The organism is Flavobacteriales bacterium, from assembly GCA_016124845.1.
Classification (GTDB): domain Bacteria; phylum Bacteroidota; class Bacteroidia; order UBA10329; family UBA10329; genus UBA10329.
In genome coordinates this window covers 99,506-114,433 of record WGMW01000006.1, presented here as the reverse complement: position 1 = coordinate 114,433, position 14,928 = coordinate 99,506, and the positions used below count along the sequence as shown (strand labels likewise).

Here is a 14,928-nt window from a genome sequence, read left to right as displayed (position 1 = left end):
AGTTAAGGATTATCTTTGCGGCCATGAGAACAGATGAATTGCGAGAACTTATTGAGCAGGCGTGGGAAAACCGCGGAATGCTGAGTTCAGAAAAGACGGTTTCGGCTGTGCGGGAAGTGGTGGCGTTGCTTGATGCGGGTCAGCTTCGCGTGGCCGAACCGAACGGAGATGATTGGAAAGTGAACGAATGGGTGAAGAAGGCGGTGATTCTGTATTTCCCGATTCAGAAGATGGAAACGATTGAGGTCGGGCCATTTGAGTTTCACGACAAAATTGCGTTGAAGAAAGGTCACAAGGAAGCTGGTGTCCGTGTGGTGCCTCATGCCATTGCGCGCTACGGTTCGTTCTTGGAGAGTGGCGTTATCATGATGCCATCGTATGTGAATATCGGGGCGTATGTGGCCACAGGGACCATGGTCGATACGTGGGCAACTGTCGGTTCGTGTGCGCAGATCGGCAAGGGTGTTCATTTGAGTGGAGGTGTCGGTATCGGAGGCGTGTTGGAGCCGATTCAGGCTGCGCCAGTGATCATTGAAGATGATGCGTTCCTCGGTTCGCGAAGCATTGTGGTGGAAGGCGTGAGAGTGGGGAAGGAAGCGGTGCTTGGAGCCAATGTGGTGCTTACCAAAAGCACGCGTATCATTGACGTAACGGGTTCTGAACCCAAAGAAATGAAAGGCTACGTTCCACCACGTTCGGTGGTCATTCCAGGAACGTACCCGAAGGAATTCCCTGCGGGAACTTATAACGTGCCTTGTGCCCTGATTATCGGTCAGCGGAAGGAGAGCACTGACCAGAAAACTTCGTTGAATGACGCGCTGCGTGAGTTCAATGTGGCAGTTTAGCGGAATGGTCCGCAGCGGAAGGCATATACGTTTCTACAACCGTCACCCTGAATTCATTTCAGGGTCTAAAAAGATGCTGAAACAAGTTCAGCATGACATCCGCGGGTGTTGGCTGATTTTACGGGCCCTGAATGGATAAGATTCTCGTCATCCAGACCGCCTTCATTGGTGATGCCATCCTTGGAACTGCGCTTCTGGAGGAGTTGCATCGGCAACACCCAAACGCCAAGATCGATTACCTGGTGCGGAATGGGAATCAGTTGCTTTTTGAGGAACATCCGTTCTTGAATGAAGCGTTGGTTTGGGACAAGCAAGCTGCGAAATATGCAGGGCTTTGGCGCATGTTGGGTGAGGTTCGAAGCAGGAAGTATGACGCGGTTTACAATATTCAGCGGTATGCAGCCAGCGGTGTGATCACAGCGTTTTCAGGAGCCAAGCTGAAGATTGGTTATAAGAGCAATCCGCTTTCGTTTCTGTTCTCCAAAAGTGAGGAACATCGTTTCGGAAATGGATTTGAGAATGTGCATGAGGTGGATCGCGTGCTTGATCTGATTGGGGACATTCCGAATCGTGTCAATCCGAAACTCTATCCAACTGAGGAGGGCATTGAAGTCGTTGCTGAGTTCAAAACGCAACCGTTCATCACCATCGCGCCAGCTTCTGTTTGGTTTACCAAGCAGTTGCCTATTGAGAAATGGATAGAATTCGTTGCGAAAGTTCCGAACGAGTTGAAGGTTTACATCATTGGTGGAAAGGGCGATTCAGCCATCGCGCAGCAGATCATCAAGAACGCTGACCGCGAAGTGATAGATCTGACAGGAAAGTTGAAACTGCTGGAAACAGCTGCTCTGTTGAAGGATGCGAAAATGAACTTCGCCAATGATTCGGCACCTGTGCATTTGGCTTCGGCTGTGAATGCACCGATGACCGAGATTTTCTGTTCTACGGTTCCTGAGTTCGGATTCACACCACTTTCTGAGAACTCGCACATCATCCAAACCAACGAAAAACTGGATTGCCGCCCGTGTGGCATGCACGGCAAAGCGGCCTGTCCGAAAGGGCATTTCAAGTGCGCCAATGTTGATGTTGGCGAAATGGTTTCCTGTTTGGAATAGACGTTCTATGCGTTGTCGTGACGACAACTGAATGTGCGTTACGAGCGAGGACGCTCGCGATGGCAGCGTAGAAATGATTCCCCAATTGTAGGGGCGTATGGAAATACGCCCGTTTGTTGAGGTTTGGGCGTATTTCCATACGCCCCTACATAGATGGTATTGGTAAATTCGCGCCCCCAATGCAAATGCAGCAACATATTCAGCAGCCGATCTTCAAGCTGGTTTCCGATACGGCCAAGGAACTTGGCGCGGAGGCCTACGTGATCGGTGGTTACGTGCGCGATTGCATCCTCGGTCGCGAGACCAAGGACATTGATGTGGTTTCCACAGGCAAGGGAATTGAATTGGCACAGGCCGTTGCTTCGCGATTGGGCGGTTCGAAAATCAGTGTGTTCAAACGCTTCGGCACAGCCATGATCAACCACAGGGATCTTGAGGTGGAATTCGTAGGTGCGCGTAAGGAATCTTACAGCGAGGATTCGCGGAAACCTGCGGTGGAAGATGGCACCATCAAGGACGATCAGGATAGACGGGATTTTACCATCAACGCCATGGCCATTAGCTTGAATGAAGGTTCGTGGGGCGAGTTGGTCGATCCGTTCAACGGTGTGGAAGACCTGAAGAAAGGTATCCTCCGAACTCCGTTGGAACCTGCCAAAACTTACAGCGATGACCCGCTGCGGATGATGCGCGCCATCCGTTTTGCCACGCAGTTGGATTTCCAGATCGAGGAATCATCTTTCCAGGCGATCTATGAGAATCGAGAACGGATCAGTATTGTTTCCAAAGAGCGCATTGCCGATGAACTGAACAAAATTGTGATGGCGAAAGTGCCTTCCAAAGGGTTCAAACTGCTGTTCAATACGGGGCTTTTGCACCTCATATTTCCTAAAATGACGGAGCTTTTCGGGGTGGATGTCATTAACGGTAAAGGCCACAAGGACAACTTCTACCACACACTTCAGGTGTTGGACAATATTGCACCGAACACGGACAACTTGTGGTTACGCTGGGCGGCCATTATGCACGACATTGAGAAGCCGATCACCAAACGTTTTCATCCGAGGGTTGGGTGGACGTTCCACGGGCATGAGGACAGAGGTGCGCGTTCGGTCCCCGACATCTTCCGCGACCTTAAACTTCCGCTGAACGAGAAGATGAAGTACGTGCAGAAGTTGGTATTCCTTCACTTGCGACCTATCGCACTAGTGCAGGAAGAAGTGACCGATTCCGCTGTTCGTAGGCTGCTTTTCGAAGCAGGCGATGACATCGAAGACCTGATGATCCTGTGCGAGGCCGACATCACCAGCAAGAACGATGCGAAGGTGAAGCAGTACATGAAGAACTTCGAACTCGTTCGTCAGAAACTGAAGGAAGTGGAGGAGAAGGACCGCGTACGCAACTGGCAACCGCCTGTGAGCGGAGAGGAGATCATGAAAGCTTTCGGAATTGCCCCAGGCCGTGAGGTGGGCATCATCAAAGACGCCATCAAAGACGCCATCATGGACGGCCAGATAGACAATTCACGCGAAGCGGCCATTGCCTTTATGACCGTTAGGGGTGGGGAATTGGGATTGAGTGTGGTTGAAGAGTTGAAGTGACAAGTGGTCGTTCCGTTGATTTACGTATGAATGGCAAAATAAAATAGCCACAGAGACGCAGAAATCACAGAGGGTTTCACTGAATTTTCTGTGAAATCTGTGAAAATCTGTGTTTCTGTGGCCAAAAAATGTCTTTTCAAAAGTTATAACCGATAAGGGATGAAGCGAAAAAGTGAGGAGATTGAAACCATTGTCTCATCATCGGGTTTAACATCCGTTTTTCTTTTTTCCGTTATTCGTCCAATCGAATTTTAGGCATGGCAGTTTACCGATTCCGAGTTTACATTGAGGATGACCACGAGGTCTACCGCGACATTGACGTGCTTGGCAAGCAGCGTTTTGCCGATCTGCACCGCGCCATTGTGGAGCATTTCAACTTTCAGCAGGGGCAACCCGTGGAGTATTACAGCTCCGACCAGCAATGGTATGCGGGAGATACGGTGGTGGAGTTGGATGCCAACATGGAAGGCGACCACCAGCGCATTGTAGACCATATTACCGTTCCGCGCCAGCGTTTTGTGTGTGCCACCATCAGCTACAAAGAGGTGGAACTGGCCATCGAACTGCAAAAGGTGCTGCAGGAGGAACCAGGTGTCAAATATCCTACGTGTGTTCGGAAAGAAGGCGACCCGCCCTACTACACGCAGCCACCGCCAGAGCCTATTGCTTCGGATCCTGAAGATGAGCCTACGGCAGACATGGACATAGACATGTTTGATGATGACGGACCATCTGAAGAGGATATTGAGCGCATTCAGAAAGAGGCGGAGGCAGCCAGCAAGAAGGCCGATTTCAAAGCCCCGTCCATCGATTTCAGCAAGCTGGGAGCATTGTCTGAAGACGATGATGAGGAGGAAGATGAAGAGGATGATGATTCCAACGATGATGGCGAAGGAGGCTTCGAAGACTTCAATATGGATGACCTGATGTGATTCAGTTGACCAGTTGATTAGTTTACCAGTTGATCAGGGAATTAGTTGATCAGTTTGGATGAGCCCTATTTATCGTTCCAATCAATCGCAAATTGCAAATCGTCAATCGTCAATCGCCAATCCTTTACGTCATTTGCGGCCCCACGGCCGTTGGCAAGACCGATGTGGCCATTGAACTGGCCGAGAAGCTCCAGACCGAGATCATATCGGCCGATAGCCGACAACTTTACCGAGAGATTCCTATTGGAACAGCTCAGCCTACGGCCGAACAGCTAAACCGCGTCAAACATCACTTTATTGCCGAACGCTCTTTGGAGGAAGACTACAACGCGGGCATGTTTGAGCGGGATGCGTTGGAGCTTCTCGACCGACTTTTTGAGCAACACGATGCCGTGGTTTGCTGTGGCGGAACAGGGCTTTACATCAAGGCGCTGTGCGATGGGTTGGACAACCTGCCCGAGGCCGATGAAGAACTTCGCCAGCAACTGACCGAACGGCTGGAAACCGAGGGGCTTGCTTCCCTCCAACAGCAACTGCAGCAGCTCGATCCTGTGCATTACGCCAAGATGGATGTCCAGAATCCGCAGCGTGTTGTGCGTGCGTTGGAGGTGTGCCTTTCCATGGGAAAGCCGTTCTCATCCTTTCATAGTGGTGAGAAAGTGCAGCGACCTTTCAAGGTTATCAAGATCGGGTTGGAGTTGCCGCGCGAAGAGCTTTATGATAGCATCAACAAGCGTGTTGAGGTGATGCTGGCCAGCGGTTGGCTCGATGAGGCCAAGGCCGTGTTCGAAAAACGCCACCTCAACGCCCTCAACACGGTCGGTTATAAGGAACTGTTCGCCCACCTCGAAGGAAAAATGACCTTGCAAGAGGCCATCGAAAAAATAAAGACCAACACCAGGCGCTTCGCCAAACGGCAGATGACCTGGTTCAAGAAGGATGAAGACATTCAGTGGATGCAGCGTCCATCGGTCAGCGAGCTCATCAACTTATCGTAAAAAACCATCGGGTCGGAACAAGTTCCGAGGGCATTGTTCCTATCCCTAAAGAGGTTCCTATCACGTCAGGAGGACATTTCTGCGCGTAAAACCCCCTTCCTGATCGGTCAGGGAGGCATTTCTCATTACAGAATTGGGTCCCTAACGGGTCAGGAGGGCATTTCTGCATGAAAAAATCCCTTCCTGACGCGGCAGGATGTGGTTTCTTGTACAGGAATCGACATCCTGACCCGCTACCATGTCGATAGTTGTACAGGAAACGACATCGGAACGTCTTCCGAAGGCAATGTTTCTGCCGCCAAAGTGTTCGGAACATCTTCCGATGTAGATAATTGTACAGAAAACAGCATCGGAACATCTTCCGAAAGGCAATGTTTCTGCCGCTAAGGGGTTCGGAACATCTTCCGATGCAGATAATTGTACAAAAAACGACATCGGAACATCTTCTGAGGGCATTATCCGTACGGAACCATGGGTCGGAAGGTCATGCACATTCGATTCTGCATGCAAAAACCTATCTGTAATTCGTGCAAATGGGCCGTTACTTCTCGGTTTCCGTGTTGCGGAAGCCATCTTTCAGCTCCGCGCCTCTCAATTCAAGGTCGGTGCGGTTTCTGTTGGCGCAGGGCAGCGCATGATCCCAGCATTTATCGGTGGTGGTGGGGTAGTAGACGGTGGCGTCCACATTGGGCATGGTGGCAAATTCGGTGGGGCGCGTGGGTGGTTCCTCCTTTAGGATGGTTCGGCCAATGGCCAACATGGGAAGCAGGGCCGCCAACGGCAGGAACCGCAGCCATTTGCCAACCCGCAGTTGGGTTGCAAGCACGGCCAGCGAGTAGGCCAGAAAGAAGAAAACGATGCCGTAGATGAACCGTGGGTTCGGGCCCGACTGCCACCAGAAAGCAAAACTGATCAGCACGGTAAGTGCAAGAAAAAGGTTGAACGCCACGCGGTTGGTGCCTCGGTGGCGATCGATCATGAACATATCTGCCACAACCAGCAGAAAGCTGCCCGCAAACACAAATGCCATCAGTCCGAGTACGGTTTTGGATTGCACCCCGAACCAGAACGGCAGCCAATCGTTCATGGGGCGACCGTAGTTGGCAAGGTCGTAATTGCCGAACCGCGCATGCACGTCCACCATCTTGCGGGCGTTGGCGGCAAGCTCGTTCGGTACTTTCCAATCAAAGCTGAAAAGGTCCAGACTCTCCATCGGAAACACCAGATACCCCGTTTGCATCACGTTGCGCAATACCCAAGGCAGCGCCACCACTACGGCCAAGGTGGCGGCAAGGCCGATGGTGTTCCACCGCTGCTTTTTCAGTTCCATCCACGCCAGTGGAATTATGGCAATAACGTGGAGCACAGAGAGTACTTTAATGGTGGCCGCAAAAACGATGAGCAGCGCAAGGAGTGGCAGCGATGCCTTTTCGCGCTGCGTGGCAACAAGCGAAAGATAGGTGAGCGGGATGAGCGTGGAAGGCAGGTCGGGCGCGGTGCTGGTAAGAAAACGCAGCAGCAGAAAGAACGGAAGCGGGAACAGCGCCCAGATGGCATCGAAAAGGTCGGAGCGGTGCCGTAGCCGTTCAGCAGAAGCGATGCAACCCAACCCGATGAGGATGAAAAGGAAGGCATTGAGGTCGTTGCTGCCCGTTGGGTCGATGCCGTTCAGGTCGAACGCGGCCGAAAGCAGATGCCAATGCGAATTGAACCCCAAGCGGTCGTGGAGGTTTGCCAGCCCAGGCACCACAGGGTAGCTGTTGATCCATTTCATGAACTGGATGTAATACAGCCCCGAATCGTTATTGAGCGATGGCATTGCTGTAAAGACAACTGCTATGCCGATGAGTCCGATCAGCGCACCCCAACCGAATACCGACCATGTTTTCAGTTCTTGGAACATGGTGGAGATGGCTTTCTTGAAGGTGCGCGACAAAATGAGAATACAGATGAACATCAAAACCATGCTGAAATTGATGGTTATCGGCATCCATAGTGAAAGCAGTCCAAGAATGGTGGCGTTTACCGCAGCACCTACAATTGTTGCCAGAATGAAATTGTGAACGGGGCGTTCTTCCAGCGTTGCGTTTAGCTTTTTAAGGACCCAAAGTCCGATGGGAGCCCAAGTTTGCAGGGCAATGAGCCATGAAATTAGGATCAGGGGCAGTTTCATCCGTTAAAAATCGAAAGTATTCTTTCTTCTCGAAAGCTTCAGGTCTTGCAGTACCTGCGATTTCACATTGAGGTTGAAGTTCCATTGCTGCTGCTGCCCGAACGGAACCCATGTCATGCTGAACTCCCAGCAATGCAGGTCGCGGTAAATGGTCACCGAGGTGTAGCTCATCTTCTTGTTCACGAAATCGTAACCTGATGTGGCACCGAACTTCCACTTAGGTGTAATATTGATGTCTCCCTGAAATTGTAGCGTTTGCGTAAGACGGCTGGCGCTGGTGGCCGCATTGGTGTTGTTCAGTTGCAGGTTGTAGCTCAGGTTGAGGGTCCACGGCACGTTGAAATCCACGTAAGCGCCCTTGTTGGCGTTGATCTGCGCCAGTTCGCCCTCTGTTCCCTTATCGCTGGTATAGTCGGTCTGTTTGCTTTTGCCGTTGAGTTTCAAGGTCATGGCCACGGTGGCAGTGGTCAAACGCGTCAGCTGCTTGTTATCATACACCAACCATTTGTTGATCTTCCGCCCCAGCGAATCCTGCGCGTACGGAGTGAAGTTCATGATCACGTTCACGCCCAAACGTTCCAAGATGGTGGTTCTTCCGTTGATGTTGATGTCGGAGAAGTTGAGCGAATCCGCAAAGAAGTTGTAGCTGCTTCCCACGTTGAGCTGCTCGAGCAGTTTCACCTTTTTGAATCCCGTGATGGTATCCTTTTTCGAACGCACCTTCATCTCCAACTGGTTTCCGAAACCGAAGGTGGCTGCGCCCGTGTTGGTGGTGGGCGGCCTGCCGTAAATGCTCAGCGCATCCTGACTGTAAGAACCCACCGTGCCGTTGGTGCCATAGTAGCCTACCGCATCTTTGGCCATTTTGGGTTTGTAGGTAAAACCCACTTTTGGGTTGAAGACGTGTCGGATGCCGCGTATCGGTCCTTTTTTGAATTGCACCAACCCGTACAGCGTGGTGTTGGCGTTGATGCTGGCGTTCACATCGCGATTGCTGAAGAATCCATAGGTCGTGTCCACATCCAGCGTCTGGGTCTCATTGTTCCATTGCTTGTTCAGCTGCTGGAAGAACCAGCGCTCGTTGTAGGAAACAGACGGACTGATGGTGAAATACTTGAATGCCTTGAAGGAGGTGGAAATGGGAATGCTCTGAATGATCCCGTTGCGCATTTTGGTGAGCGATGACCGTGTAAAGAAAGTGGAGTCCACGGTCAGCAGGCTATTCTCCATTCGCATGGAGTAGCTCACCCCGATCTTCTCGTACCAGCGTTGTTTGCCCACTTGGTTCTTTCGTTTGAAAGGGTAGAAACGCTGCACGTTGAACGAGATCTGCGGCAGCGTTACGCTCACTTCGCGTGTTTTTGTGTTCTGGCTGTGCTTAATGTTCACGTTCAGGCTGTACGGTTTTCCTATCCACCGCTTGGAGAAGGCGATACTCGAGGTGAACGTGTTGGTGAGATAATCCTGAGCATTGTTCACCAGTCCGTTGGCAAAGAACGTGGCCGTTCCGAAGTTCACATCAGAGGAGAAGGAAGTGGTTGGCCGTGCCTTCGGGTCCTGCGTGTGTTTCCATCTTACGAAGTAGTTGTTCTGCACGCTATAATCAGGAAATTCCTTGCGGCTGTTGCGCAGGCTGCTGTGGCTCAGCTCAATTCGACCGCTGTACTTGTAGCGTTTCTTGTAATTGGAGGTGACGCGTACTGCATAGCTGCCATGCGTGTAGATGTCGCCCGTGAGGGCAAGGTCTATTTTGTCTCCAAGATTGAGGTAATACCCCATGTTCTTGAAGAAGAAACCTTGGGTCGGAGATTCGCCATAGGTGGGGAATATGATGCCCGATTTACGTCCCTGCTTGTTCGGAAACCACGCAAACGGAACGACCAAAGGTGTGTACACTCCTTCGAACATGAGAAAGGCGGGGCCGCTCACGATCTTATCATCGGGGATCACCTTCAACTTCTTGGCTTTGATCATGTAATGCGGATCCTCAGCATCGCACGTGGTATAGCCACCATCGGCAATGTAGTAGTAGCCTTCGTCCATCTTCTTCACCTTGTCGCCATGCAGGAAACCTTCACCTTCCTTGGTTATCACCTCAACGATCTTTCCTTTCTCTGTTTCGAAGTTGTACCGCATTTTACTGGCAGAGAAATTCTGATCGCCCGTTTTGAACTGCGGCTGCCCGATCTTGTTGCCAGCTGAGTCCAAAACTCCTTCCGCATACACTTCCTTGGTCTCCTGATCGATCTCGATGTAGGCCGCTTTGAGTTCAATGTCCTTGTAATTGATCTGCGCGTCTCCGAACAGAAAGACCTTCTTCAGATCCACGCTGAAGCGGATGGAATCCTTGGCGTGATACTTCACTTCCGCATCCAGATCGGTCTTTTTCTCTTTGGGAGGTTTGGGCATCGAATCGTTGACGGTAGAATCTTTCTTCGCCAATTCCTTGGCAAGATTGAAACTTGTATCCACCACCGTTGGAAAAACCGTATCGAGACGGCTTTTCTGCTTCTTGCCAATGACATTTGGCTGAGTATCAGTAGAATCCGATACAGCGGTAGGCTCCACGTTCTGAGCCCATCCACCAATGGCCCCGAACATCAACACAATACACAACAAATGGGTTCTGATCACGGGAGCCACACTAAACTTTGCTACCTCCTTCTATTCGGGGAAAAGGCGTTATTTTTAGGCGTTCAAAGCTAACCATTTCAGCGGGGAACACGGGTGGGATAATGATGCATTCGCAACTGGCTGGTAAACGGCCATTTCTTCTTTTTCTTGCATTCCTTCTGATTCCTTTTTGGGGATCGGCCCAAGGTGCGGATGCTCCTTTCCGAATTCGGACCATTGTTATTGATGCAGGTCATGGTGGTCACGACCCAGGTAATTTGGGAACAGGTCGCTACAAAACACGGGAGAAAGACATTGCCCTCGATGTGGCACTTCGGGTAGGCGGTTACATTCAAACGCAGTTTCCAGAAATAAAGGTCATTTACACCCGCGACAAGGACGTTTTTATCGGATTGAACGAAAGGGCAGATGTGGCGAACAAGATCAAAGCCGACCTTTTTCTGAGCATCCATTGCAATGCAGCGGCCAATTCTTCTGCCTATGGTGTGGAAACCTACGCGTTGGGACTTCACAAGAACCAAGAGAACTTGGAAGTGGCCATGAAGGAGAACTCCGCCATCTACTTGGAGGAGGATTACAAGACCAAGTACGAGGGTTTTGACCCGAATTCACCTGAAAGCATCATTGCACTCACCATTATGCAAAGTGCTTTTTTGCAGCAGAGTTTGGCCATTGCCAAGTATGTTCAAGACCAGTTCAAGAACCGCGTGGGACGAAGAGACCGTGGTGTGAAGCAGGCAGGTTTTCTGGTGCTGCGCAGAACGACCATGCCCAGTATTCTTATCGAACTGGGTTTTCTCACCAACTCATCAGAAGAGGACTTTTTGAATTCAGAGAACGGCAAAGCGTATATGTCCTCGGCCATCTTCCGTGGTTTCAAGGAGTATAAGGAAATGGTGGAAGATCCGCTGCCAGAAGGCTACGTGGAGCCTGCACCCAAAACAGAAGTTGCTGAAGCCAAACCGCTTGAAGAAGCGAAAAAACAGGCGGCTGAACTCGAAAAGGCCAGAAAAGACAGCATCAAGAAAGCGGACGAACAAGCGCGTTTGAAAGCCGTGGCCGATTCGTTGGAACAGGCCAAGCAGAAACTGATAGACGAGAAGAAGAAGCGTGAGGCTGAGTTGGCCAAGAAAGAGGAATTGAAGCAGAAGGCTGAAGCTGAAAAGCAGGCGCGTCTGAAGGCCGAAGCCGATTCGCTGGAGCAAGTAAAGCGCGAGAAACTTGCCGAAATGGAGCGCAAAAAGCGTGAGTTGGAGGAGCAGAAAGTGAAAGAACTGGCGGCTCAGAAAGCGCGGGAAGATTCCTTAAAGCAGATAGAAGTGGAGAAGGCCAAGAAGGAATTGGAATCCAAACAGAACGCAAAAGAATGGCTGGAGGAGATAAAAGAGGCCAAGGAAGAGGAATTGGAAGAGGCAAAGCGTAAGGCCGCGACCGAATCGGAAAAGGAACGCTTGGAGGCCATCAAGCGTGAGAAAGAGAAAGAATTGGAGGAAGCTCGAAAGAAGCAAGAGGCGGAGGCGATGCATCAGCGTGTCGATTCGCTTGCCGCAATAAAATTGGTACGTGAGCAGGCTCGCATCGATTCCATAGCGCGGATTCAGGCATCTGCCGAAAAGGCGAAAAACGATTCCATCGCAAAACTGGAAGCGGCAGAACAGGCCAGAAAGGATTCCATTGCCGCTGTTATCGCTGCGGAGCAGGCCAAGAAAGAAGCCATGAAACAGGCAGAGGAGGAGAAGGCGCGGCAAGCAGCCAGACAAAAGGCGCAGCAAGATTCCGTTGCAGCCGTGCGAAAAAAGGAGGCAAAGGACCTTCAGGTGACCATTGATGACAAGAAAGCGGCCACGCCCGAAGAGGCCGAACTGCTCTTCCTTCAATTGCGCAAAAAGCAATTGGAGCAACGCATTGCGGAGCTCAAAGGCCAGAATGTGGAAACCGTGACCAAGGAAGTGATAGAAGAACGGGCCACACAGAAACCAAAACCTGAGAATCCTGTGTCACAGACAGTTGTTCCAGGACTTATCTTCAGAGTTCAGGTGGTCACTTCTGCGAAACCGCTCTCGGCAACCGATCCGCAGTTCAGAGGGCAGCAAGTTTGGCAATACGAACAGGGTGGTCTTTATAAATATACTGTTGGTACTACGCAGGATTTTGAGGAAATCACTAAACTGCAAACCGATTTGAGAAACCTCGGTTTCAAAGGGGCTTTCGTAGTGGCATTCAAAGATGGAGAACGCATCAAGGTGTCGGAAGCCCGAGAGATGTTAAGCAAATAATATGAAGTATTCGAAAGAGATACGTACTGGATTTATTGCTATTGCAACCATTGTAGCGTTCGTTTGGGGCTACAATTTCCTGAAGGGAAATGACATTTTCAGCAAGCAGCGTATTTTCTATACAACCTATGAGAATGTGGGCGGGCTCACACAATCCAACGCTGTTACCGTTAACGGTTACAAAGTAGGGCTGGTAAAGGACGTGTATTTTGAGCCTGTCCTTCAGAAACATCTCATTGTAGAGTTCATGCTAACGGCAGATAATTACGAAATACCAAGAGGAACCAAGGCCGTGCTTGTTTCCGACCTCCTCGGTACAACCAGCATCAATCTGATAACAGGAAGCGAAGAAGGATTTTATCAGGAAGGCGATACGCTGGTGTCGGAGATAGAGGAGGATATGCTTACTGGACTGAACAACCTTTCTTCCAGCCTTGCCACCACAAAGGTGAAAGCAGACAAGCTGTTCGATTCGCTGGATTCGTTGGTCAATGATTTTCACTACGTATTTGCCCCGAGGAATAATTCGTCCTCGCTTAAAAGGGCCATGATGGATCTGGAGGCGACCATGGGTAACCTGAAGGAGGCATCGCTGAGGATCGATGGTATTCTGGCTGAGGATGGAAAGCTCGGTCAGATATTGGCCGATGTGGAAGGATTCACATCTACATTGAACGAGAACAAGGACGAGATCGATAACCTGTTGAACAATCTTTCCAGTTTTTCCGATACGTTAGCGGCCGCAGAACTGGCCTCAACCATCAATAATGCGAACAAGACATTTGCGGAGTTGGCCGATGCCATGGAGAAGATCAACAAGGGAGAAGGAACCATCGGAAAGCTCTTCGCCAACGATTCCATTTACAATAACCTCGAAGCTGCCACCCGCGACCTCGATAGCCTGTTTGTTGACATAAAAGCGAACCCGAACCGCTATGTGCATGTTTCGGTTTTCGGTAGAAAGGAAAAGAAGAAAAAGTAGTCACGTTTAGATATGGAGTACATCCCACAGATTCTGTTTCTCATCATGTTGGCGGTAGGTTTCGGCCTGTTTGCCAAAAGCGCGATGCGCATTCGTAGAAACGTCCTTCTCGGAAGAGACATCGACAGAAAAGACCGCGCCAGCGATCGAATGAACCTGATGCTCCGCGTGGCATTGGGGCAGTCCAAAATGGTGGTTCGGCCCATTGCAGGAACGCTTCACATCATTGTCTATGCAGGTTTCCTGCTGATCAATATTGAGGTGGCAGAGATCATCATCGATGGTCTTTTTGGAACGCACCGCATTTTCGCACCAGTTCTTGGAGGACTTTACACCGCTGCCATCAACTTCTTCGAGATTCTGGGTGTGTTGGTGATTGTTGCCTGTGCCATTTTCCTTTGGAGAAGGAACGTGATGAAGATCGGTCGTTTCCACAGCACCGAAATGAAAGGATGGCCGTTCAAGGATGCGAATTACATCCTGATCATTGAGATCGTGTTGATGTGTGCACTTCTGATCATGAATGCGGCCGAAGCCAACTTTCCAGACGAACATCGAGCTGCAGGACCATTCCTAATTAGTGGCTTGATTGCCCCAGTTTTCTCTGGAATGAGTTATGAAACGCTTCACCTGATTGAGCGCGTTTGCTGGTGGGCGCACATCGCGGGAATCTTGTTCTTCCTGAATTACCTTCCTTACTCCAAGCATTTTCACATCATTCTTGCATTCCCTAACGTGTACTTCTCCAAGCTCACACCCAAAGGTCAGTTCACAAACTTGGAGTCGGTAAAGAAGGAAGTGGAGTTGATGCTCGATCCGAATGCCGATCCATTTGCAGCACCTGCAGAGCCTGCTGGCGAAGCTGAGCATCAGCGTTTCGGGGCGAAAGACGTTCAGGACCTCAGTTGGGTTCAGTTGATGAACGCTTACAGTTGTACGGAATGTGGCCGCTGTACCTCAAATTGTCCAGCAAATATTACTGGCAAGAAGCTTTCTCCGCGCAAGATCATGATGGACACACGTGATCGTTTGGAGGAGGTTGGTGCCATTATCGATGTGAACAAAGGCACCTTTGTGGATGACGGAAAATCGCTTTTGCACGATTACATCACGCCAGAAGAATTGTGGGCATGTACTTCGTGCAACGCATGTACGGAGGCCTGTCCTGTCAATATCGATCCGTTGAGCATCATTATCGATCTTAGAAGATACTTGGTGATGGAAGAGTCGAGTATGCCAGCGGAATTGGCACCTGTAATGAGCAATTTGGAGAACAACGGTGCGCCATGGCAGTTCTCACCAGCAGACAGATTTAACTGGGCACAGGAAGGATAGATTGAAGTTGACAGAGTTGATAAGGTTGACAAAGAAA

Annotated in this window: 10 protein-coding genes; 8 read left to right on the top strand and 2 right to left on the bottom strand. The window is 50.4% G+C overall.

All coding sequences use genetic code 11. The features are described 5' to 3' along the window. Positions 1-23 precede the first annotated feature (23 nt). The 5 genes from GC178_02605 (at position 24) to miaA (ending at position 5,491) form a co-directional block, all read left to right on the top strand. Complete coding sequence (locus tag GC178_02605; GenBank protein ID MBI1286447.1) at positions 24-845, top strand: 2,3,4,5-tetrahydropyridine-2,6-dicarboxylate N-succinyltransferase; 822 nt, start codon at positions 24-26, stop codon at positions 843-845. A gap of 131 nt (positions 846-976) precedes the next feature. Continuing rightward, entirely contained in the window at positions 977-1,960 is a 984-nt protein-coding gene (locus GC178_02600) for a glycosyltransferase family 9 protein (GenBank protein ID MBI1286446.1), read from the top strand. Positions 1,961-2,139: 179 nt separating this feature from the next. After that, the gene (locus tag GC178_02595; GenBank protein MBI1286445.1) at positions 2,140-3,561 is read left to right on the top strand and encodes an HD domain-containing protein; all 1,422 of its coding nucleotides are present in this window, start codon (positions 2,140-2,142) and stop codon (positions 3,559-3,561) included. Positions 3,562-3,818: 257 nt separating this feature from the next. After that, positions 3,819-4,493: a hypothetical protein gene (locus GC178_02590; GenBank protein MBI1286444.1), complete on the top strand. Its 675-nt coding sequence runs from the start codon at positions 3,819-3,821 to the stop codon at positions 4,491-4,493. A gap of 98 nt (positions 4,494-4,591) precedes the next feature. Further along, entirely contained in the window at positions 4,592-5,491 is a 900-nt protein-coding gene (gene miaA / locus GC178_02585; protein ID MBI1286443.1) for a tRNA (adenosine(37)-N6)-dimethylallyltransferase MiaA, read from the top strand. A 541-nt stretch (positions 5,492-6,032) separates the two neighbouring features. Here the strand turns inward: miaA and GC178_02580 are convergent. Together GC178_02580 and GC178_02575 are read right to left on the bottom strand one after the other, a co-directional pair. Then, positions 6,033-7,664 carry a hypothetical protein gene (locus GC178_02580; protein ID MBI1286442.1) on the bottom strand — a complete coding sequence of 544 codons (1,632 nt, stop codon included), beginning with the start codon at positions 7,662-7,664 and terminating at the stop codon, positions 6,033-6,035. Positions 7,665-7,667: 3 nt separating this feature from the next. After that, the gene (locus tag GC178_02575; GenBank protein ID MBI1286441.1) at positions 7,668-10,265 is read right to left on the bottom strand and encodes a hypothetical protein; all 2,598 of its coding nucleotides are present in this window, start codon (positions 10,263-10,265) and stop codon (positions 7,668-7,670) included. A gap of 137 nt (positions 10,266-10,402) precedes the next feature. On the opposite strand from GC178_02575, the gene GC178_02570 reads away from it, so the two are divergent. Genes GC178_02570 through GC178_02560 form a run of 3 tightly spaced genes read left to right on the top strand, consistent with a single transcriptional unit; the run spans position 10,403 to position 14,891 of the window. Then, positions 10,403-12,574, top strand: coding sequence for a hypothetical protein (locus tag GC178_02570; GenBank protein MBI1286440.1), 2,172 nt, complete (start codon positions 10,403-10,405; stop codon positions 12,572-12,574). Position 12,575: 1 nt separating this feature from the next. Beyond that, positions 12,576-13,556 carry an MCE family protein gene (locus GC178_02565; protein ID MBI1286439.1) on the top strand — a complete coding sequence of 327 codons (981 nt, stop codon included), beginning with the start codon at positions 12,576-12,578 and terminating at the stop codon, positions 13,554-13,556. Between the two features lie 12 nt (positions 13,557-13,568). Continuing rightward, positions 13,569-14,891: a 4Fe-4S dicluster domain-containing protein gene (locus tag GC178_02560; GenBank protein MBI1286438.1), complete on the top strand. Its 1,323-nt coding sequence runs from the start codon at positions 13,569-13,571 to the stop codon at positions 14,889-14,891. The last annotated feature ends 37 nt before the right edge of the window (positions 14,892-14,928 follow it).